Below are 19,764 nucleotides of genomic sequence, written 5' to 3'. Positions count from 1 at the left end.
AAGACTGTGAGAGCATCTCATAAATCAAAGGTTAACATGAAAACTTTATTTTTACACACCTAGTTACTATGCACATTATGGCTAATAATTAAATTTATGGAGCCAAATGTTGAAATTCGCCGTTTGTTAGATGTGATGCCTGCTTCTGGTCGGATGACGACAAAAATCGTCAGTAAGCCAGAGCAAGCAAAAGTAATTGACGCTTCCTTTCCCCAACCCTGGAACCAAGCGCGACCGATATATATTAATTTTGATTTGTGGCGTCGCCTGACAAAGCCGCAACGAGACTTGCTGCTGTTGCAGATGGTTAGCTGGTTGACGGGGGTAAAGTGGTTTAAACCCGACATTTATCAAGGCGTGGTGTTGGCTGGGCTGTTAGGCGGATTCTTGGAAGTAGCACAGTCAGATGTAGTGGGCGTTGCTGTCGCTGGGGGATTAAGTGCGATCGCTGCTTTTCGGATCTGGCGCACTAATAAATCTCAAGAGTCAGAGTTAAATGCTGATGCAACCGCAATTAAAATAGCACAGCGGCGTGGTTATTCAGAAGTTGAAGCAGCACAGCACCTATTATCAGCAATTGAAGCGGTAGCCAAAATTGAAGGACGTTCCAGTTTCAATTTTACTGAGTTGATTCGTTGCCAAAACTTACGAGCGATCGCAGGTTTATCACCAGTAGGTATACCAGAAAGTTATAAGTAAAAATAAGTAATAATCAAAATTCAGAATTCATCTGTCTGAATAGTTAAAGAATCATAAGAATATTTGACGATCATCGCATTTACAGCAATCTTGCCGATCCAAACAAGTTGGATTCTGAACTAACAATGTTAAGCAATAAAATTAGCAAATATACTTCAAAATTACCTTTTAATTCTCCTTGGTTTATTATTCTTCTTTTTTCTTTTCTTGGTTTAATAGGTATTCTTAATCATTCTATGTGGCGAGATGAACTAAATCCCTGGCTGATTGTCAGAGATAGTGAATCGTTCGGGGATTTAATTGCAAATATTCATTATGAAGGTCATCCTATTCTATGGTATTTTTCTCTGGCAATTCTGAGAAAAATAGTCGATTCTCCTATTATTATGCAAATTTTCCATTTGGCAATTACTGTTGTTTCAGTTACACTTTTTTGCCTATATAGTCCTTTTAACTATCAACAAAAATTTCTATTTTCTTTTGGTTTCTTTCCTTTTTACGAATATCTTTTAATTTCTCGAAACTATGCCTTTAGTATGTTATTTGTTTTTGCATTCTGTACAGTTTTTGCATCTAGAAAAATAACTTATGCTTATTTAGCAATTCTATTGGGTTTACTAGCAAATAGTAGTGCTTATGGTTTACTAGTATCATTTTCTTTATTATTAACTTTGCTGGTTGAATTTTGTTTTGATAGCGAACATCGGCAGCACTATTTTAGTCAAACCAAAAAGTACGACTTATTGTTAAGTATTTTAATTATCACATTATCTTTTATTTTATCTATTTATATTATTACTCCTCCGACAGATAGTTATCTTCACGGTGGGTTAAATAATGGTTGGCTAATAGAATTAGATATCCGTCATCTGTTGAGAAGCGTTGGCAGAGTATTTGGTAGTTATTTATTAATTATTCCTACACATAAAAGATGGCTGGATTTAATTGTTTGTGCGATAATTGCTTTATTTTTTGTAATTTTAACTTTAATAAAATTATCTGAAAAGCCAGTTATTTTCTTTTTCTACATGATAGGCAATTGTATATTATTTGCCTTTACATACTTGAGATTTATAGGTATGCCACGGCATTTTGGACATTTTTATTTAGTTTTAATAGCAGCTTTATGGCTGGGAAGTTATTATCAAAAATCTATAGTTTTACTTAATAAAATTTCTATTATTCCACGTTCAATTACATTTATTCACAAATGGCATTATCTGACTTTGATGCTCATTCTTTATGTCCAGTTTGGGGGAGGAATTTATAGTTTTTCCAGAGATTTAGTTATACCATTTTCTGCTAGTCGCGAAACAGCCCAATATATTTACAAATCTGGATTAGATAATGAGTTTATTGTTGCCAGTCGAGATGCGAATATGGCTCCTTTATCGGGTTATCTGAATCGAAAGTTTTACTATCCAGAAATTGCAAAAATGGGAAGCTTTACTTTATTTAAAAAAGGTCGTCAAGAAGTGGAACAAGCAGAGATATTAAGCCAGGTTAATTCTCTACTTCAAAATCAAGATGAGCGAAAGAAAGTTTTGCTGATTTTAAATAAAAAACTGAATGTCAACCGCAATGATTTGAAAATTGTTCCGATTAAAGATTTTCAGAGAGGCTGGGTGGATAATGAAAGATATTATCTTTATTGGGTAGATGAAGTATAAGAATAATGCGCCACAGAACTTTGTAGTTTAATATGGTATAAACTTTCTTGTACTAAAGGATCGGCATTTACATTTGAATGTGTCGCCAAAATACCTCAAAAATAACGCTTTTGCATCCTTTGACTAGCTTGCCACCCCTGATAACTAGCTGGGATGCGTGAGGCTAATCTACACTGGAATAAGAGAATGTGTGTTTAACTGGCTTATATATCCAAAACTGGGGAGTTTTGTCATACCTTCTCGGTGTTCCTTATGAGGTGATTACCTCGTGTGGTAAAACTTAACTTAAATTCTGTCAGTTACTAACGGAGTTGATGGGAATGAGTACCTTAATTTTTATTGGCTTGATAGGAGTTTACGGAGGCGGCGCTTGGAAATTTTGGAATGGGTTTGGACGGACTAATTTTAATCCAACTTTGACCAATCGGATTGGTTTATCTTTGCTATGGCCAGCTTTGTTTATTACAAATCAGTCTTATCGTCGAAACTTTAGAAAGGCGTTGAAGGGTTAGAGATTACTATTAAGCCTAACGTCATCCAATCCTGACGGTGGTATATATCTCAAATAAATCTAACCTACAACCTCGCTCCCCTTCTAGGGAAGCGAGGTTAGGTTTGCTCCTTTTACGAAAGAGAGCAATTAGGGAGGGATAAGTTCGTTAACCGTTGGAAAATATTTCAGCTGACCAATTTACCAATTATTTACCATTGGTTAATAGATGGATTGCTCCACCTACGGCTGCACCATCAATAGCATTGCCAAGAGTATCTCTTTTATCGCCAGTAATTACACCAGTCAATGCACTAGCGCCTGCACCGACTCCGACATCTTGAGCGGCGTTCCGGTGACGGCGATTGCGAGTATTTCTCAGACCATTTGCACCATTGACGGCTGCACCAGTGACACCACCTTTAACAGCATTCCCTAGTACACTGCCATTTCCCCTAACAGCTCCGGTTACGACGTTGGTAACAGCCCCAATACCTGCATCTCTTAGTACTTGGTCATCAGCAGCAGCGGGTTTGGCGGGAACTAAGGTTACACCAGCTAAACTTGCAGCCATGAGGCTGGGTAAAAGTGCGCGTTTTAGGATTTTATTCATTGTGTTACCTTCTCAAAACATCAAACAATTTTTTAAAAACCAAAGTTACTAGAGTCTGATAAAATTTAAATTTTTATCTCGAATCACAGCAACTATATTGTTTGAGAACACATTCATTATTGCATTTCCAAAGTCATAACTGCATCTACTGAAAGCATTAATATAAATTCAGTCCAGAGAAGGCCTTACTGATTTTTTAAATCATACAAGGGATTACATCTTGACAAAATCAATCAAATATGAAGTTTAGATTTTTCACAATTAACAAGGGATTTGCAATCAGAAATAAGGTAGTGTTTACCTTATCTATCTAAAGATAGTTGTCAAATTAATTAAACTAATATCAATTCAATTAATGATTGCAATACATTCTTGGTTAAAGACGCGACGCCAGTCGCTACAACGGGGGGAACCCCCGCAACGCGCTGGCTCATGAATCGCGTCTCTACAAGATGGTCTATTTGTCGCATCCTTGATTATCTATCCCACCAGCGCAACCAGGGTAATTCTAGATTTTGATAGCGAACTTGCCAAGAAAATGTCAAGCAAAGGTAGAAAAACCGAGATTGGGTGGAATATCCTGAATTCGCCCCGGCCCGATCGCTCGTAATGCTTCTTTGAGTAAAATATCCCCAGTATACAAGGCACGTCCGACAATTACGCCAGTCACGCCTTGGGGTTCTAACGCCAACAAACTCAACAAGTCGGTGATAGAACTTACCCCGCCAGAAGCAATTATCGGGATGGAAATTGCGGCTGCAAGTTCTCGCAAAGCTTCTAAATTTGGCCCTGTAAGTGTACCATCTCGGTGGATATCTGTGTAAATGATGGCGGCTGCGCCCAATTCTTGCATTTGTACAGCTAGTTGAGTGGCTAAAACTTCTGAGGTTTCTAACCAGCCGCGAGTTGCGACTCGACCGTTACGGGCATCAATACCGATAATAATCTGTTCGGGAAATTCTTGGCAGAGTTCTTGCACTAACTGGGGTTGTTCTACGGCAATGGTTCCGAGAATTGCCCACTGTATGCCTAGATTAAATACTTGTTGTACACTGGTGCGATCGCGCAATCCTCCACCAATTTCAATGGGTACTGACACTGCTTGAGCGATCGCTTCAATTGCCCCCAGGTTTACTACTTTACCTGCTTTAGCACCATCTAAATCAACTATATGCAATCTAGTAGCACCTTCATCTACCCACTGTTTGGCAACATCAGCGGGATTTTCGCTAAAAACTTGCGAGCGATCATAGTCTCCCTGATACAGTCGCACACAGTGACCTTCTAGTAAATCAATCGCTGGAATTACGTCCATTTAACTCTTCCTCATTGCAATCAAAACGCTATCTATAGCTGAATTTACTATTTTTCATTTTTCATTTGTAATTGCCTTACAGCTTGCCCAAAACCTAGCACAAGCAAGATGTTAGAAAGCGTCAAAAATACTTCTGCACCACCGTGCAACCAATCTACATTGGCCAAAGACTTACCATAATGCAATACAGCATAAATCCCCGCCGGGATGGTAATGGCAACAAAGACGAGAGTGCCGTAAAATCCATACAACGCCAAACGCGGCATTTGCGGACTGCGGCTGATAAACCACAAGAAACCCAAATAGGGAAACAGTGAAAGTGCAAACAGGGTTTCTTTAGAAATCATTGCTCTGATTTGATAGGGTTTGGTTCAACAGTGTTAACAGATTTGGTAGAACGCCAAATCAAATACGCTGCCGCCCAAAGTGTAAAATTACCAACTAAAGTCATGGTAGCTTGAAGCGTTACCAGCCATTCCAGAGATTCGGCATTGTCGAAATAATGCCAGGTACAAGCACACATAGCGCTGACTAAAGCTGGTAACATCGCCAGGGATAATCCCCACCAGCTGCGGTTATTGGTCAGTTCGCCGTAAGTCCAGATTAACCAAATGGCGACAATCCACTCTATAACGCTAGAAACATGAATAATCCAGGTAGGAATTGAAAGGGTGTGCATAAGTAAAGTTAGGAGTTGGGAGTTAGAGATTTGGAGTGGAGAGTAGCACTGTCAAGGTGATATGTAGCTTGAATTTTATATTTGTTTAAACAAACCTTTATTATGCAACGCCAAATAAAGATTTTTATTTGTAAGCGTCTTCTAAATTATCTAGTTTGTCAGAATTGCTCGTTGAGTTGGAGGATTTGCGCGCAAAACCACCTACCTCTGTCAAAGTATAGAGGGGTCTGGCTTTCACTTCTTCGTAGATGCGCCCTATATATTCACCTAAGATGCCAACACTAACTAACTGCACAGATCCGAGGAAGAAAATTGCCATCAAAATAATCGTAAACCCAGTTAAAGGGGAATGGGGGACGAAAAGACGCCAATACAAGACTAATAAAGCCATGAAGATGGCCGCTGCCGCTGCTATTAAGCCTAAGTAGGTTGATAACCGCAGTGGCACTATTGAAAAAGACACTAAACCATTGATCGCAAGGGCTAAGGATTTGCTAAAAGTGTATTTAACTTCCCCAGCAAAGCGGGGGTTGCGCTCGAACCGAATTGCTGTTTGCTGAAAGCCAACCCAAGAACGCAAACCACGAATATAGCGGTTACGTTCTGGCATAGAATTGAGAATATCTACAATCTGCCGATCCATTAGACAAAAATCACCACTATCAGTAGGAATCTCTACATCTGCAAGCTTCTTAAGGATTCGATAAAAGAAATAGGCAGTAAAACGCTTAAACCATCCTTCTTTAAGGCGTTGAGTGCGTTGAGCGTAGACGACTTGATAGCCCTGTCGCCATTTTTCAACCATGTCGGGGATTAGTTCTGGTGGGTCTTGTAAGTCAGCATCAAGGATAACAATAACTTGACCCCGGACAAAATTAAGACCAGCAGTTACGGCAATTTGATGACCAAAGTTACGAGCAAAGCTCAGATAGCAAATGCGCGGGTCTTTTTGATGAAGTTCTCGTAGTAATTGTAGAGAGCGATCGCGGCTACCATCATTGATTAAAATTAATTCGACAAGCCCATCCATCCGATTCATTACTGCACTCAGTCTGCGGTATAGTTCTGGAATAATTTCTTCTTCGTTATAAATTGGAACAATGAATGAATACTTTGGTAACATCTAAAAATATTGTTTAATTTTTTTTTACAGCCAAGATAACAGGCTGCCTGCGATCGAAAAGGTGTGGTTCACAGTATACCTAGCAACACTTAAGTTTCATTCTTATACTTTATTTATTTATTCTTCGGATTTATGTTATCTGAAGAGTCTGATTTTTTCAGCCTTTCTACAGCTTTTTTGGGAAAAGTTCGACGATGGCGATACCAAGTAGACCCTGCTACCAGGGTTCCAGTTAAGCCTAATGCAAGTATTAGCGGCAAAAAATCGCCTGTATTCACTGCCTTCAGACCAGAACTACCTAGTAGTACAAAAGGTAAAACACTAGGAACAGTACCAAGTGTTGTACCTAGAACATAATCTTTAAAACCGATTGAAGTCAGTCCTGCGGCAAAGTTGACCAAGCCATAGGGCATGATTGGTACTAATCGGATGGCAAACATATAAAAAAGCCCTCCACGACGCACCTCAGCATCCATAGCTTGCCAGCGTCCTGCTAATCGTTTTGCAACTGCTTTGCGTCCAATAGTTCGAGTAAAAACAAAGGCAATTATAGCCGCAACGACTGCTCCAACACTAGTCCAGACAGTACCCAGCCAAGGGCCAAAAATAGCACCTCCAGTCAAATTTAGTACCGTTGAGGGCAAAACTAACATGGTTGCCACAACGTACAAAGCAATATAAATAATAGGTGCCCAGATACCAGAAGATTTCAGCAAAGCTTGAATTTGTACTGGTTCAATGCCGCTAAAAAGATATACGGTTATACCAGTTGCAATTATGCAACTCAGCGTGAGTAGCATAATACCAGTTTTCAAGTTCCACATTAGAACTCTACTCCTACTTTTTGTGTAACAAAACCCATCTTTTGAAAATTTAAATCCTTGTAGAGACGCGAAATTTCGAGTTTCTACAAGGATTTTTCACTAGATGTCTATTGTATTAGCTAGTTTTAAAAAGAAGCGATCGCAACCTTGATTCAAGTATAAAAGTATCTAAGCACAAATCGAGAAACTGCAAGGTAGAAAGACTTTTGTCGATGAAACCGGAAATGAACACTTCGGAATCGAAAAAATGTAAGTAATCATAGCGGCTTATCCTGCTTAGGACAAGTCTGCTATGGATAGCTGTGACAGTAATTCTCTGACGATTTACCAATGAATATCCTAAGTTGTTTAACCACTGCTATAGAACTTGGGAATGAGTTTACCATCTATATGAGGGGCAGAGATTCATTTAACAATAGCTATTAATTAATCCAAAATCCAAAATCTAAAATCTAAAATGGTCAACATACGGGCATTATTGTCTGGATATTACGGTAAAGGTAATGGTGGTGACGAAGCTTTATTGGCAACGCTTTTGCAAATGTTGCCATCTCACGTAACGCCTGTGGTGCTTTCTGGTAATCCAGAAGAAACCCGCGATCGCTACAATGTAGAAACTTGCGATCGCATGGCTCCCTTAGCTGTACTACAAGCTTTACGCTCAAGTGATGCCTTAATTTGGGGCGGTGGGAGTCTGATTCAAGATGTTACCAGTACCATCAGCCCATTTTATTATGGCGGACTGATGGCATTAGCGCAGAAAATGGGTTTGAAAACTGTTGCTTGGGCGCAGGGTATTGGCCCTTTGGTGCGTCCACAAACTCGTTGGTTGGCACGGCAAACCTTTAGTAATTGTACCAAAGTTAGTGTACGCGATCGCGCCAGTGCCGCTTTATTATCTGATTGGCAAATTCCTTGTATTATAGCTCCTGACCCGGTTTGGGCGTTGGAATCTCAACCAGTACCAGGACTTTGGGATTTACCTGCGCCAAGAGTTGCGGTAACGTTGCGATCGCATCCCGAACTTACAGAAACACGTCTAGCAAACTTAACTCGTGCTTTGGTTGACTTTCAAAAAGCTACGCAGGCTTTTATTTTATTACTGCCGTTTCAAAAAAGTGAAGATTTAAGTATTGCCGAAGCCATTCAACCACATCTTAAAGATGTCAGCCAGATTTTGTGTCTAGAAGATCCGCAACTTTTAAAAGGTGTGTTTCGCGGCGTTGAAATGGCGATTGGGATGCGTTTGCACAGTTTAATTATGGCTGCGGCTGTTGGTTGTCGCTGTTTTGCTCTCAGTTATGACCCCAAAGTAAATCGTCTCATGGAAGACTTAGAAATGCCTGGTTGGGATTTAGCGAGTTTACCCGATGACCCCAATTTAATTGGTCTGACTTGGATGGAGCATTACGCCAATGGCGATCCTTTATCATCAGAGAAAATCCAATCTTTGGTGGATGGCGCTTTAATGCACTGCGAGTTGTTGAGTGAAGCTTTGAGTTAAAGAATTTCCCAAAATTATACAGATTATGGTAAATCTCAATCGTGCAAATTCTGCCAGCAATCAACCTATGGGTGCAGTTCGCGTCAAAATCAAGCTCACCAATGCCATTGATGAAGCGCTTGTCAGCCGAGGAATGCTCAATCAAAATATGCTGCGGGTGTATGAAACAGAAGCATTAGTGGATACTGGGGCAGTACGTACTGTACTACCCATGTCTATTGTCCAGCAACTTGGTTTGAGAATTCGAGGACAGCAGATTGCTCAATACGTCAATGGTAGTGAAGAATCTATAGGAGTAACTGAACCCGTAATTATTGAATTGGCAGGACGGGAAACTACCGAAGCCACATTAGTTACAGGGAATATAGTTCTGCTTGGACAGACGGTTTTAGAAACGCTGGATTTACTGGTGGACTGTAGAAATCAACGACTTATCCCGAATCCTGAACATCCTAACTATCCTGTAATGAGAATATAGGCTAGTCACTCGTTTTCTTGCTAACAATCCCTGACCACTGTACTTTTTTCTCTTTCTCCCGGCGGTAAGAAAAGAAATGCTCTGGAGTTTGGAAAGTACAATAAGGTGCGATCGCAATTTGTTCTGCACTAATTCCCATATTTTCCAGTTGTAAGGTATTCACTCGCCGCACATCTAGCCGTACCTTGCCAGGATTAGGATCTTCTAGTAAAGGTGAATTTGGTAATTCATGTAATGCAGTTACAATTTTTTCTTCGTCATTATGTGATATAATGCTAGCCCCGATTTCGGCAGCCACTTCAATCGAGACTTGGTAAACCTCACCAGCGATCGCTGGGCCCATCGCAATCCTCAAATCATCAAGTTTGCTGCCTTGAGATTGTAATCGAGCGATCGCCAAGGGAACAATCTTTTTAGCAGTCCCCCGCCAGCCTGCGTGTAATGCCGCCACCCGTCCAGTTTGCACATCCCCAATCAACACGGGTGTACAATCTGCGCTAGCTACCCAAACCGCTTGTAGAGGTTGTTCGCTGATTAAACCATCTGCCGATGCGAAATCTTCCTGTGCAGAGTTTAAGAAGCTTTCAACTTCTTGGGGGGTGAGAACAGTATTGCCATGAACCTGCTTTAAGCGATAGACTGATGCCTCTGGTTGCAATACTTCTGTGATAACTTGTGGCGATCGCGGCCAAAACTGCTGGGTAAAGAAGCCGTGGTGCCAACGTTCCAGAATACTACAAGTTAGATAGGGGAGTCCTTCCCAATTGTGCCAGTGCCAAGTGTGCATCTTCAACCAAACCTAAACGGAAAATCACTCATCAGCCAATCAATGCTAACTTGAACAACGGAATTTGGGTTAACTGCTGTGGGATTTAATCTGCAAAACTTGGAAGCAGCCTTGCAAACAGGGCGTAAGCATACATATTTACCATTTTCTCTTCACTTTTTTGAAAGCGTCTCCTCAACTAACGAAACCCTCTGGAACTTACTCAACCAAGGGGCTATTTCAGGGACAGTAGTAATCGCAACTGAGCAATCTGCTGGGCGGGGACAATGGGGCCGCCAGTGGATTTCTCCGGCTGGGGGATTATATATTTCCGTGGCGATTTCTTTCGACCACAAAATAGAAGCTACTGACAGCTATCAGCTAACTTTCGCTACTGCTTGGGGAATTGCGTTGCAATTACGCCAATGCGGTATAGATGTTGGGATAAAATGGCCTAACGATTTAGTTTTAAATGGTCGCAAACTAGGCGGCATTTTGACAGAAACCAAAGTAAACAAAGGACAAATTACCCAAGCAGTAATTGGTGTTGGTATTAACTGGACGAACCCAGTACCAGAAACTGGAATCAATCTGGAATCGTGGCAAGCTTCCCAAGATTTCAGACCAATTTCGTGTCTGGAAATGCTCACCTCTAAAGTCTTGCTGGGAATAGAATCCGGTATAGAGTGCCTTTTTCAAGAAGGAGTAAATATACTCTTGTCTGGCTATCTAGACTTGCTTACAAACATGGGCGATCGGGTGTACGTCAATAATCTTTTAGGTACTGTAGTTGGGGTGACATCTCAAGGAAATTTACGAATTGATTTAGAAACACATGATACAAAGGAACTAAATACACCGGAAATTTATATTGAACCCGGTACAATCAGTTTGGGGTACCATAAATCTTCCGTTTAAATTTGAGGTTTGTTCAAAATTTCGCTCTTTGGGCAAGACAAACCACTAGCATCATCTCTTTAGGCTAATTACACACAACTGAGAGAACAAATGACGCAGCGCAAAAATTCTGCCCATCATCGTTTGCATTACTTATGGCAGCAAGGTCTAACAAAAAAACGTTTTGCCTCAACACTACCAGCCCAGAGTCTCTGCTGGCTGAGTAGCGTTAGCCTCCTTAGCGGTGGCTTCGTGTTTGCCCAAACGGAAGCACAAATAGACAACATCGTTCCCACTGTTGAAAGTTCTCAACCAACAGCAGTTACAAATCCAGTTAACACTGAGCGAAGTCGAAGTGTTAAAAAACAGGCTGTTGCGTCGCCGGAAGCTGCTCAAGCGCAACCAGAATTTTCCCAACGGCGAGCCAGACTCAGACAGAGATTAGGCAAGCCAGACGTTGCTCAATCAAAAGAGCCAGTTAGGCAGTCTACACCCAAAATCGAAGCAGCTGAACCTGTTGTGATTATCAGACAATCAAAGCCCAAGGTAGAAGCCTCCCAGGTTACTCCTTTAAGGGTGAGACAGGAAAAACCCAATACCCCTGCCCGCTATGCACCGGAAAAACTTCCAGTAGTTGCTCAACCATCAAATAACTCTAACAGCCCTGTCAGTGCAACGGCGGAGAAAACCAAGGATTATAATAACGCTTATATCGATCCTAATAGTTATGACAGTGGTGCAACAGGTACTTATCAAGCACCAAACTCTGTAATTCTTACAGAACGCTCCAGTGGTTGTCGAGCCATTTTGCCGTCAGGGCAAAGTGTATTAGGCGGCGTTTGCGCCAAAGTACCTCAAAGGAGTGTAGCTGATTCTAATAGTAAACCAGCACCTAATTGGCTCAGAAGAAGTCAAAACGCTCAATTACCAGTAGTTCCACCTGTACGGCAGATTGCATCTTCTACTGGCAACACCAGCAGATGGCGTGCTACTCCAACTCAAAGTGATTCTAGCGGTGTCACTAAGAGCGCATTTCGCTCGAATCGGTTTATCCCGACTCCCGCTGAATTCAGTCCTACAAGAGTTAGTGCAACTCCCATTGCACCGAGTGGTGGTACTTTACCGTTACCAATGGCAGATGGTAACATTGCACCCCGCCCCAGCAAGGTGGCTTACGACTTCTCACTGGCATCAGTATTGCCACAAATCCCCTATATGGGGACAGTCGCCTATAGTGGTACGGGAATGATGTATCCACTATCTATTCCCGCTCCTATTACTTCTTTGTTTGGTTGGCGAATTCATCCAATCACAGGTAATCAACGCTTCCATGCTGGTACAGACTTGGGTGCGCCTACGGGAACACCAGTTTTGGCTGCTGCTGCGGGTCAAGTGGAAACTGCTAACTGGGTGGGTGGTTATGGTTTAACCGTTATCCTGAATCACAAATCTGCTGAACAAACTCTCTACGGTCACATGTCAGAAATCCTCGTTCAACCCGGTCAGTGGGTACAACCTGGAACTGTCATCGGGCGAGTTGGCAGCACTGGGAACTCCACAGGCCCTCACTTGCACTTTGAAGTCCGCCACCTGACACAAGATGGGTGGGTTGCTTCTGACCCAGGCGTGGAATTACAAAGTGCCCTCAGTCAGTTAGTGCGAGGCTTGCAAACCGCTCAGGTAAGCCGAGAACCAGGCAGCTAGAAGAAGCTGAGGGGCAGGGGAGCAGGGGAGCAGGGGAGCAGGGGAGCAGGGGGAGGAATAACTAATGCTCTATACCCCATTCTTAATACCCTACTCACCACTCTCTATCCCCATTCCTAAATTACAAATACCCGTGTTCTGCTAGGAATGCGGGTGTAATGCCATCTATACTATTGTCATCATTAGCTCTGGTGTGGGGGTTGCCAGAATAAAGGAATTTTTCGACGTATTTGCCGAGAATATCCCCTTCTAGATTCACTAAACTCCCAGAAACCAAATAGCGAAGATTTGTCTCGCTGTATGTCAGGGGAATTACCGCTACTTTGAATTGGGAGAGTTCTGGCTCATAATCGGCGACTGTGAGGCTGATGCCATTGACGGCAATGCTACCTTTGGGGACAATGTACCGTGCGATCGCAACGGAAGCAATAAAGGTCATTTCCCAAGAACTAGCCGTTTGTTCTGCCACTAGCAATCGACCGATGCCGTCTACATGACCCATCACAAAATGACCCCCAACTTTGCTGCCTACCTTTAGCGACGCTTCTAAATTGACATATCTCCTTTGGGTTTGCTCACCTCCCAACGTTGTCCGGCGTAGAGTTTCCGGTGAAGCCGTGGCAATAAACCCGTCTTTTAAAACTTGTTCCACTGTCAGGCAAACACCATCTACAGCAACACTGTCACCATAAGCCAAATCTTGCATAATTACTTCACCCGACTGGCTTACACAAGTAATTTGCCAAGAATCGCCCCCCAAGGGTTCCATCGTTCCTAATGCCTGGATTAATCCTGTAAACACGGCTTTTTTGTTAAACTAACTCTATTTATTGCCTAATTTTGCCTGAAATCAATTGGTAATTATCACAGAAATCTTGAACATCCAAGTATATTTTCTGACTTTTTTTCGCATAGGAATATTAACACATTAGCATCCTTCACAGGGCATACTTGGGTAAGAAGGTTATTCTCTAAGAAGACCAATTTGACTTACTCTGGTTTTCACCACAAGTTCGGAGTTTAATAGAAGCAATTATAGAGAACGAATGCTTATGTTTATTACTGTCACCAAACCGCCTAAAAATGGGTGCTATTTATTACACGGCATCCAAGACTCTCAAAGCATTGTAGAGGCTTAGGCAATGATTGAAATGAAAGTCGCTGGCATAGCATTAGATGCCATAACCCGCAGCCCGATCGTCCTTTTGAAAGATTCTTCAGATCGGCGGGCTTTGCCAATTTACATTGGTCAGGAACAGGCTAGGGCAATTATGGGCGCACTGGAGAATCAGAAGCCTCCCAGACCCTTAACTCATGACCTGATTGTGAATCTTCTAGAGACTTGGAACATGACTCTAGAAAAGGTGATCATTCATTCCCTGCAAAAGGATACATTTTATGCAGCTTTAATTGTCCAGCAAGGCGAAATCAAAAAAGAAATTGATGCGCGTCCTAGCGATGCGATCGCCATTGCCCTCCGTACAAATACTCCCATTTGGGTAATGGAAGAAGTCATTGCCGATGCTTCTATCCCTGTAGATCGCGATGCAGATGAAGCCGAACAGCAAGCCTTTCGTGAATTTATTTCTAATCTCCGTCCTGAAGATTTGATCAAGCGCTTTGGTAATGACGACAGCTAAATTAAAGTTATGAGTTAGGAGTTAGGAGTTATGAGTTATTTTGCTTCAACTCTTAACTCGTAAGCAAAAAAAGTTAGGAGCAGAGCCGGAGACGCTCCGCCTCCGGTTAAGAGTTATGATTTACTTCTTTCAACTCCTAACTTATAACTCCTAACTCCTAACTCTTTGTTAAAAATGCAATACCGACGCTTTGGAAAAACGAATCTGCGCCTCTCGGTTTTTTCCTTGGGAACGATGCGCTACCTGGCTGATTTTGAAAATGCTCACCAGACCATCGAACAAGCCTTAGCGCTAGGAATTAATCATCTAGAAACCGCCAGAGGTTATGGCAAAAGTGAGGAGTATCTTGGTAGGGCGTTAAAAGCTGGGTTGTCAGTACCCCGAACGAAGCTTTATGTCACTACCAAAATCTCAGCCACAGCAGATGCTGACACCATGCGTCGGTGCATCGACGAATCTCTAGAACGATTACAGCTTGATTATTTAGATTGCTTGGGCGTTCATGGTTTGAACACTTGGCAACATTTGGAGTGGGTGCAAGCCAAAAATGGCTGTATGCAAGCAGTAGAGGAAGCTGTTGCTGATGGTCGGGTGCGACACGTTGGTTTTTCCAGCCACGGGTCATTAGAGGTAATTCAGGCAGCAATCAATACAGATTTATTTGAATTTGTCAATCTGCATTATTACTATTTTTTTCAACGGCACGCACCAGCAATTCAACTAGCTGCCGAAAAGGATATGGGCATTTTCATTATTTCCCCTGCTGATAAGGGAGGACGCCTCTACACGCCACCACAAACTCTAAAAGACCTATGTTACCCGTATTCACCCTTAGAACTGAGTTATCGTTTTTTACTTGTTGATGACCGTATTACTACTTTGAGTATAGGGCCAGCTAACCCAGAGGAATTAAGAGAACCTTTGCAAATCGCTGACCATGATGGAGAGTTAACATCAGCAGAAATTTCCGCTTTCCAACGGTTAGAAAATCATCAAAAAATTGCTTTGGAAACTGATAATTGTAGCCAGTGTTATGCTTGTTTGCCTTGTCCAGAAAATATCAATATTCCAGAGATATTGCGGTTACGTAATCTTGCCGTAGCATACGAAATGAAAGACTATGGCCAATATCGTTACGGAATGTTTGAAAATGCAGGTCACTGGTTCCCTGGAATGAAAGGCAACCGTTGTACAGAATGCGGTGACTGTTTGCCTCGCTGTCCAGAAAAGTTAGATATTCCAACTTTGTTAAAAGATACTCACCAAAAATTAAATGGGAAAGCAGGTAGGAGATTGTGGGGATAAAAATGTAAACAGGAGTCAGAATATCCGTTAACTTCAGCATGGTATTCACCACCCAGTCGCATACTCGTCATTCTAGCTCCTGAGTTCTGAGTTCTTTATTGTTAAAATTATATAAAGATTAATAGAGTCAGGAAGATCCGCCCAAGCTGGGGTGTCTCACCAAAAAAGATGAAAATTAAAAAAAAAGAAATATCCTACGCCAATCACTGACGGTTTTCCGCTACAGTGGACGGGCTGTAAGCCTAGTATGGACTACTAGCCGATCGCTTACTATTTTTCTGGCTAGTTTAACTTTAATGGCTGGTCTTTTACCGGCGGCGATATCCTACATTAGTAAGTTAATTGTTGATGCAGTGGTATTTGCATCTCAAGTGAACTCACAAAGCAATGGTTCTGTCAATATTTATCCTTCACTATTTTATGTAGGATTAGAAGCGATCGCTGTAATTTTACTAGCAGGTAGTCAGCGGGGAATCACCATTTGTCAGTCGTTATTACGGGCGCTAATGGGTCAGCGAGTAAATGTACTCATCTTAGAAAAGGCGCTGACACTCGATCTTAGGCAGTTTGAAGACTCAGAATTTTATGACAAATTGACCAATGCCCGACGAGAAGCATCGGTTCGTCCCCTTTCTTTAGTAAACCGCACCTTTGGGTTGGTGCAAAATGCCCTTTCCCTAATTACCTATGGGATTTTGCTAGTAAATTTCTCAGTTTGGGCAGTGGTGGTACTGATTTTGGCAGCTATGCCTGTATTTATTGCTGAAACAAAATTTGCTGGAGAAGCCTTTCGCTTATTTAGTTGGCGTGCGGCAGAAACCCGACAACAGCACTACTTAGAAAATCTATTAGCAAGAGAAGATTTTGTCACAGAAGTCAAACTCTACCAGTTGGGAGAAATGCTGCTAGGACGTTATCGCAGCCTGTTCGATCAACTATATGGCGAAGACCGCGATTTAACTCTGCGGCGAGGACTTTGGGGATATCTCTTGAGTTTGGTCAGTACAGGTGCTTTTTACCTAGCTTATGCTTGGATTGTGCTGGAAACAGTGTTAGGTAAGATTTCTTTGGGAGATATGACAATGTATCTCACTGTGTTTCGCCAAGGACAGTCTACTTTCTCCAATGCCCTCACTTCTATTGGAGGGATGTATGAGGACAACCTATATCTATCAAATCTCTACGATTTTCTGGAAGAAGAAGTACCAAAATCTTGGGGTAAGGCAACTATTGGTTTAAATTCCCAAGATGGTATCCGTTTTGAGAATGTCTCATTTACTTATCCGGGAAGTTCCAAGCCAGCATTGAGAAATATTTCGCTGCATCTCAAACCCAGAGAAAAACTGGCAATTGTGGGTGAAAACGGTTCCGGTAAAACTACCTTAATTAAACTACTTACCCGACTTTACACCCCGGACTCAGGGCGAATTTTCTTAGATGGCTTGGATTTGCAGGAATGGGATGTGGATGTGCTGCGGCGTCGCATTGGTGTGATTTTTCAGAACTTTGTCCGTTACCAGTTCACTGTGGGGGAGAATATTGGCGTGGGCGATGTAGAACATCTCGAAAACAAAACACAGTGGAAAACTGCTGCTGAAAAAGGCATGGCCCAATCTTTTATTGACCAATTACCCCAAAGCTTTCAGACTCAACTTGGTCGTTGGTTTAAGGGAGGACAAGAACTTTCTGGGGGACAGTGGCAGAAGATTGCTTTGTCTCGTGCTTTTATGCGATCGCAAGCAGATATCTTGGTGTTAGATGAACCAACATCGGCAATAGATGCCCAAGCTGAATTTGAGATTTTCAATCATTTTCGCGCGATTACTCAAAATCAGATGGTACTTTTGATTTCCCATCGCTTCTCAACGGTAAGAATGGCTGACAAAATTCTAGTTATAGAAAACGGCGAAGTTATAGAACAAGGAACTCACGAAGAATTGTTACAGCTAGGAGGACGTTATGCCAAGTTGTTTCTCTTACAAGCTGCTGGTTATCAATAGGAAAAGAAGTTAAAAGACTATGTGAATTGAGATAGCGATGCCTACAGTCGGCTGCGCCTACGCTCACTTTGTAAAAAGCACATAAAACCTCTATCTAACCTGTTAACCAGTTCGGTCAACATGGATAAAATATCTTTAGTGCCTAGACGATCCGTATTGTTAAACATTGTTACCCGATAAAATTATGCAAATAACAAAACAGCGATACTATACCCCAGAGGAATATTTAGAGCTAGAAGAAGCTGCTGACTACAAAAGTGAATACATTGACGGGCAAATAATTCCTATGGCGGGTGGAACAGTAAATCACAATCAAATAGCACTTAACTTAAGTACTGAGTTGAATTTTGCTTTTAAAAAGCAGAATTACCGCGTTTTCATGGGTGATGTTCGTCTGTGGATACTCCAAAAGCGTACCTACACCTATCCAGACGTGATGATTCTGGCGGGTGAACCGGAGTATTTCAACAACCGAAAGGATATAATTGTCAACCCACAGGTCATTGTGGAGGTTTTATCAAAATCTACCAAAGGCTACGATCGCGAAGATAAATTTCAGGCTTACCGAACTATTTCCACTTTCCAAGAATATCTATTAATTGACCAAACACGAATTCATGTAGATCAATTTTCCAAAACCGGGAAAAAGCAATGGGCGCTTCGTGAATATGATGAAGAAGATAAAGCGATCGCACTTGTAACCATACCATTTGAAATTTCTCTACAAGATTTATACAACAAGGTGAAGTTTGAGCCTGTTGAGCCGGAAGCTGAAAGGATTGATATTGAGGGATTGAGGTAAAGTGCGATGCACTGTATCTTAAAAATATTTAAGCCACTTTTAACGGTTTTTGAGGAAAAGTAATTGGCTCTGGCAAAGGTTTTCCTTGCTCTTCATACCATTCAATCAGAGATTCAATTACCTCTTGCCCATGTTTAGCAGCTTCTTCATAACTCTTACCATGAGTGTGGAATTGCTGCCAAGGAAATTCCGGTAAGTGTACTAAGTAGCAATTATCCTCATCTGACCATTGAATTACCATACTATAGCGATCGCTCATTATTCTTCCTCTATTTCTCTTAGTTGCTTCAAAACACGATTAACTTGTTTTTCTAAGTATCGAGGTGCATCGTCTCCATCTTTCCCAGCAATAGTAACTGGTTCATCAGGTATCAATAGGTGAGTCCAGAACGTATGACTACCTTTAGCAGAACGGTAGACAAACCCAGCCCTCAACAAAATAGTTTTTAACTCTCTGATTTTTTTGGGCATCTACCCTCAATTTAAATAACTATGTTATTATCTTTTTAGTACATAAATACTATATAAATAACTCAAATTTTTACTAAATATTTTTGAGGTCAAACTTGTCTCTATCAGAAGCCATTAAGCTTAAAATTTATGAAATTGTAGAGCAAAATCAAGATTGGTTTCCAATATGCTTTACTTTCTACAAAAATGCAAGTAATTACTTAATTGATGAAGGGCATCCCAGTCAAATCTCTTATAAAGACTTGTTTCTCCAAGAATATGTAAGCGGAGATGCCTTAACTTCTGGTTACATTATAGGTCAATTTCATGCTCTAATAGCGTCTCAAAAGGCAGCATTTATTGCTATTGCAGTACCCGATGTACCTTTGGCAAATTCACAGAGGGAACATAACAATTCTATTTTGCAAGGGATAGCTCAACCATTTAAAGCAGAATTTGATGGTACATCATGGGGTGAAGACGGAATCATTGAATGGGATGCTCAAGATACTTTTGCACCAACTCATCCAGAGCTTACTTTAAATAGGGATATTTGGAGGTTCCCTCTGGAAGTAGGTACGTGTTCACCAACAACTTTATGGGTTCGCTTTATGGATTGGGGTGGTTGGGCGAGATGGCCTTATCATTCTCAATATATCTATTTATTTGCAGCCCCAAAGCAGCTTATGAGAATGAAGGACTCTTTACTAAAATTTTAGTGAGTAGTAAAAATTGGGTTGAGTAAGTAGCATCTATTATTAATTTTTTACTTAAAAAAACTATATTTTTAAATACAAAGTTTAAA

The 19,764-nt window shown here is 41.4% G+C and carries 22 protein-coding genes; 12 read left to right on the top strand and 10 right to left on the bottom strand.

The window, feature by feature from the left end:
- The first annotated feature begins 96 nt into the window (after positions 1-96).
- From RMZ42_RS15855 to RMZ42_RS15845, 3 genes are all read left to right on the top strand, one after another.
- A complete protein-coding gene (locus RMZ42_RS15855) occupies positions 97-699 on the top strand; it encodes a DUF3318 domain-containing protein (protein WP_322672274.1) in 603 nt (200 codons plus the stop codon).
- 125 nt (positions 700-824) lie between these two features.
- Positions 825-2,369, top strand: a complete 1,545-nt coding sequence (locus RMZ42_RS15850) for a hypothetical protein (protein ID WP_322672273.1) — start codon at positions 825-827, stop codon at positions 2,367-2,369.
- Between the two features lie 320 nt (positions 2,370-2,689).
- Positions 2,690-2,881, top strand: a complete 192-nt coding sequence (locus tag RMZ42_RS15845) for a hypothetical protein (protein ID WP_292774856.1) — start codon at positions 2,690-2,692, stop codon at positions 2,879-2,881.
- A 186-nt stretch (positions 2,882-3,067) separates the two neighbouring features.
- Here the strand turns inward: RMZ42_RS15845 and RMZ42_RS15840 are convergent, their stop codons facing one another.
- From RMZ42_RS15840 to RMZ42_RS15815, 6 genes are all read right to left on the bottom strand, one after another.
- Positions 3,068-3,472, bottom strand: coding sequence for a hypothetical protein (locus RMZ42_RS15840; protein WP_322672272.1), 405 nt, complete (start codon positions 3,470-3,472; stop codon positions 3,068-3,070).
- Between the two features lie 541 nt (positions 3,473-4,013).
- On the bottom strand, positions 4,014-4,787 hold the full coding sequence (gene hisA / locus RMZ42_RS15835; protein WP_322672271.1) for a 1-(5-phosphoribosyl)-5-[(5-phosphoribosylamino)methylideneamino]imidazole-4-carboxamide isomerase: 774 nt from the start codon (positions 4,785-4,787) through the stop codon (positions 4,014-4,016).
- A gap of 47 nt (positions 4,788-4,834) precedes the next feature.
- Positions 4,835-5,134, bottom strand: coding sequence for a DUF3593 domain-containing protein (locus RMZ42_RS15830; protein WP_322672270.1), 300 nt, complete (start codon positions 5,132-5,134; stop codon positions 4,835-4,837).
- On the bottom strand, positions 5,131-5,466 hold the full coding sequence (locus RMZ42_RS15825) for a DUF2499 domain-containing protein (protein ID WP_322672269.1): 336 nt from the start codon (positions 5,464-5,466) through the stop codon (positions 5,131-5,133). Before RMZ42_RS15825 ends, RMZ42_RS15830 begins: the two co-directional genes overlap by 4 nt.
- Positions 5,467-5,590: 124 nt before the next feature.
- The gene (locus RMZ42_RS15820) at positions 5,591-6,589 is read right to left on the bottom strand and encodes a glycosyltransferase family 2 protein (RefSeq protein WP_322672268.1); all 999 of its coding nucleotides are present in this window, start codon (positions 6,587-6,589) and stop codon (positions 5,591-5,593) included.
- A 113-nt stretch (positions 6,590-6,702) separates the two neighbouring features.
- The gene (locus RMZ42_RS15815; RefSeq protein WP_322672267.1) at positions 6,703-7,413 is read right to left on the bottom strand and encodes a TVP38/TMEM64 family protein; all 711 of its coding nucleotides are present in this window, start codon (positions 7,411-7,413) and stop codon (positions 6,703-6,705) included.
- Between the two features lie 457 nt (positions 7,414-7,870).
- Here RMZ42_RS15815 and csaB point away from each other — a divergent pair, with 457 nt between their 5' ends.
- Both csaB and RMZ42_RS15805 read left to right on the top strand, forming a co-directional pair.
- The gene (gene csaB, locus RMZ42_RS15810; protein ID WP_322672266.1) at positions 7,871-8,917 is read left to right on the top strand and encodes a polysaccharide pyruvyl transferase CsaB; all 1,047 of its coding nucleotides are present in this window, start codon (positions 7,871-7,873) and stop codon (positions 8,915-8,917) included.
- Positions 8,918-8,942: 25 nt separating this feature from the next.
- The gene (locus RMZ42_RS15805; protein WP_322672265.1) at positions 8,943-9,395 is read left to right on the top strand and encodes a retroviral-like aspartic protease family protein; all 453 of its coding nucleotides are present in this window, start codon (positions 8,943-8,945) and stop codon (positions 9,393-9,395) included.
- Between the two features lies 1 nt (position 9,396).
- On the opposite strand, the gene pgeF is transcribed toward RMZ42_RS15805, so the two are convergent.
- On the bottom strand, positions 9,397-10,182 hold the full coding sequence (pgeF, locus tag RMZ42_RS15800) for a peptidoglycan editing factor PgeF (protein WP_322672264.1): 786 nt from the start codon (positions 10,180-10,182) through the stop codon (positions 9,397-9,399).
- A gap of 78 nt (positions 10,183-10,260) precedes the next feature.
- Here pgeF and RMZ42_RS15795 point away from each other — a divergent pair, with 78 nt between their 5' ends.
- Both RMZ42_RS15795 and RMZ42_RS15790 read left to right on the top strand, forming a co-directional pair.
- Positions 10,261-11,079, top strand: coding sequence for a biotin--[acetyl-CoA-carboxylase] ligase (locus RMZ42_RS15795; protein WP_322672263.1), 819 nt, complete (start codon positions 10,261-10,263; stop codon positions 11,077-11,079).
- Positions 11,080-11,169: 90 nt separating this feature from the next.
- Complete coding sequence (locus RMZ42_RS15790; RefSeq protein ID WP_322672262.1) at positions 11,170-12,762, top strand: M23 family metallopeptidase; 1,593 nt, start codon at positions 11,170-11,172, stop codon at positions 12,760-12,762.
- A 121-nt stretch (positions 12,763-12,883) separates the two neighbouring features.
- On the opposite strand, the gene RMZ42_RS15785 is transcribed toward RMZ42_RS15790, so the two are convergent.
- Positions 12,884-13,564, bottom strand: a complete 681-nt coding sequence (locus RMZ42_RS15785) for a riboflavin synthase (protein ID WP_322672261.1) — start codon at positions 13,562-13,564, stop codon at positions 12,884-12,886.
- A 340-nt stretch (positions 13,565-13,904) separates the two neighbouring features.
- Between RMZ42_RS15785 and RMZ42_RS15780 the strand changes: the two genes are divergently transcribed.
- From RMZ42_RS15780 to RMZ42_RS15765, 4 genes are all read left to right on the top strand, one after another.
- Positions 13,905-14,402, top strand: coding sequence for a bifunctional nuclease family protein (locus RMZ42_RS15780; protein WP_322672260.1), 498 nt, complete (start codon positions 13,905-13,907; stop codon positions 14,400-14,402).
- A 174-nt stretch (positions 14,403-14,576) separates the two neighbouring features.
- Positions 14,577-15,707 (top strand): aldo/keto reductase, encoded by a 1,131-nt coding sequence (locus tag RMZ42_RS15775; protein ID WP_322672259.1) that lies wholly within the window; start codon positions 14,577-14,579, stop codon positions 15,705-15,707.
- A gap of 296 nt (positions 15,708-16,003) precedes the next feature.
- On the top strand, positions 16,004-17,707 hold the full coding sequence (locus tag RMZ42_RS15770) for an ABC transporter ATP-binding protein (RefSeq protein WP_322672258.1): 1,704 nt from the start codon (positions 16,004-16,006) through the stop codon (positions 17,705-17,707).
- Positions 17,708-17,891: 184 nt separating this feature from the next.
- Complete coding sequence (locus RMZ42_RS15765; RefSeq protein ID WP_322672257.1) at positions 17,892-18,509, top strand: Uma2 family endonuclease; 618 nt, start codon at positions 17,892-17,894, stop codon at positions 18,507-18,509.
- A 28-nt stretch (positions 18,510-18,537) separates the two neighbouring features.
- Here the strand turns inward: RMZ42_RS15765 and RMZ42_RS15760 are convergent, their stop codons facing one another.
- Positions 18,538-18,768, bottom strand: a complete 231-nt coding sequence (locus RMZ42_RS15760; RefSeq protein ID WP_109012102.1) for a type II toxin-antitoxin system HicB family antitoxin — start codon at positions 18,766-18,768, stop codon at positions 18,538-18,540.
- Entirely contained in the window at positions 18,768-18,980 is a 213-nt protein-coding gene (locus tag RMZ42_RS15755) for a type II toxin-antitoxin system HicA family toxin (protein ID WP_322672256.1), read from the bottom strand. Before RMZ42_RS15755 ends, RMZ42_RS15760 begins: the two co-directional genes overlap by 1 nt.
- A gap of 95 nt (positions 18,981-19,075) precedes the next feature.
- On the opposite strand from RMZ42_RS15755, the gene RMZ42_RS15750 reads away from it, so the two are divergent.
- Positions 19,076-19,678 carry a hypothetical protein gene (locus tag RMZ42_RS15750; RefSeq protein WP_322672255.1) on the top strand — a complete coding sequence of 201 codons (603 nt, stop codon included), beginning with the start codon at positions 19,076-19,078 and terminating at the stop codon, positions 19,676-19,678.
- Positions 19,679-19,764: the final 86 nt, after the last annotated feature.

This window comes from Nostoc sp. DedQUE05 (assembly GCF_034530955.1).
Classification (GTDB): domain Bacteria; phylum Cyanobacteriota; class Cyanobacteriia; order Cyanobacteriales; family Nostocaceae; genus Nostoc.
Note: the sequence above shows the minus strand (reverse complement) of the source record. Positions and strands in the feature narration are given on the sequence as shown.

Bases quoted from the DNA above. Each gene is read 5' to 3' on its own strand.
- pgeF (WP_322672264.1), bottom strand. From the start codon at position 10,182: ATGCACACTTGGCACTGGCACAATTGGGAAGGACTCCCCTATCTAACT.
- RMZ42_RS15820 (WP_322672268.1), bottom strand. From the start codon at position 6,589: ATGTTACCAAAGTATTCATTCATTGTTCCAATTTATAACGAAGAAGAA.
- RMZ42_RS15825 (WP_322672269.1), bottom strand. From the start codon at position 5,466: ATGCACACCCTTTCAATTCCTACCTGGATTATTCATGTTTCTAGCGTT.
- RMZ42_RS15760 (WP_109012102.1), bottom strand. From the start codon at position 18,768: ATGAGCGATCGCTATAGTATGGTAATTCAATGGTCAGATGAGGATAAT.
- RMZ42_RS15815 (WP_322672267.1), bottom strand. From the start codon at position 7,413: ATGTGGAACTTGAAAACTGGTATTATGCTACTCACGCTGAGTTGCATA.
- RMZ42_RS15770 (WP_322672258.1), top strand. From the start codon at position 16,004: ATGGCTGGTCTTTTACCGGCGGCGATATCCTACATTAGTAAGTTAATT.
- RMZ42_RS15780 (WP_322672260.1), top strand. From the start codon at position 13,905: ATGATTGAAATGAAAGTCGCTGGCATAGCATTAGATGCCATAACCCGC.
- RMZ42_RS15765 (WP_322672257.1), top strand. From the start codon at position 17,892: ATGCAAATAACAAAACAGCGATACTATACCCCAGAGGAATATTTAGAG.
- RMZ42_RS15840 (WP_322672272.1), bottom strand. From the start codon at position 3,472: ATGAATAAAATCCTAAAACGCGCACTTTTACCCAGCCTCATGGCTGCA.
- RMZ42_RS15830 (WP_322672270.1), bottom strand. From the start codon at position 5,134: ATGATTTCTAAAGAAACCCTGTTTGCACTTTCACTGTTTCCCTATTTG.
- RMZ42_RS15805 (WP_322672265.1), top strand. From the start codon at position 8,943: ATGGTAAATCTCAATCGTGCAAATTCTGCCAGCAATCAACCTATGGGT.
- hisA (WP_322672271.1), bottom strand. From the start codon at position 4,787: ATGGACGTAATTCCAGCGATTGATTTACTAGAAGGTCACTGTGTGCGA.
- RMZ42_RS15790 (WP_322672262.1), top strand. From the start codon at position 11,170: ATGACGCAGCGCAAAAATTCTGCCCATCATCGTTTGCATTACTTATGG.
- RMZ42_RS15845 (WP_292774856.1), top strand. From the start codon at position 2,690: ATGAGTACCTTAATTTTTATTGGCTTGATAGGAGTTTACGGAGGCGGC.
- RMZ42_RS15755 (WP_322672256.1), bottom strand. From the start codon at position 18,980: ATGCCCAAAAAAATCAGAGAGTTAAAAACTATTTTGTTGAGGGCTGGG.
- RMZ42_RS15775 (WP_322672259.1), top strand. From the start codon at position 14,577: ATGCAATACCGACGCTTTGGAAAAACGAATCTGCGCCTCTCGGTTTTT.
- csaB (WP_322672266.1), top strand. From the start codon at position 7,871: ATGGTCAACATACGGGCATTATTGTCTGGATATTACGGTAAAGGTAAT.
- RMZ42_RS15855 (WP_322672274.1), top strand. From the start codon at position 97: ATGGAGCCAAATGTTGAAATTCGCCGTTTGTTAGATGTGATGCCTGCT.
- RMZ42_RS15850 (WP_322672273.1), top strand. From the start codon at position 825: ATGTTAAGCAATAAAATTAGCAAATATACTTCAAAATTACCTTTTAAT.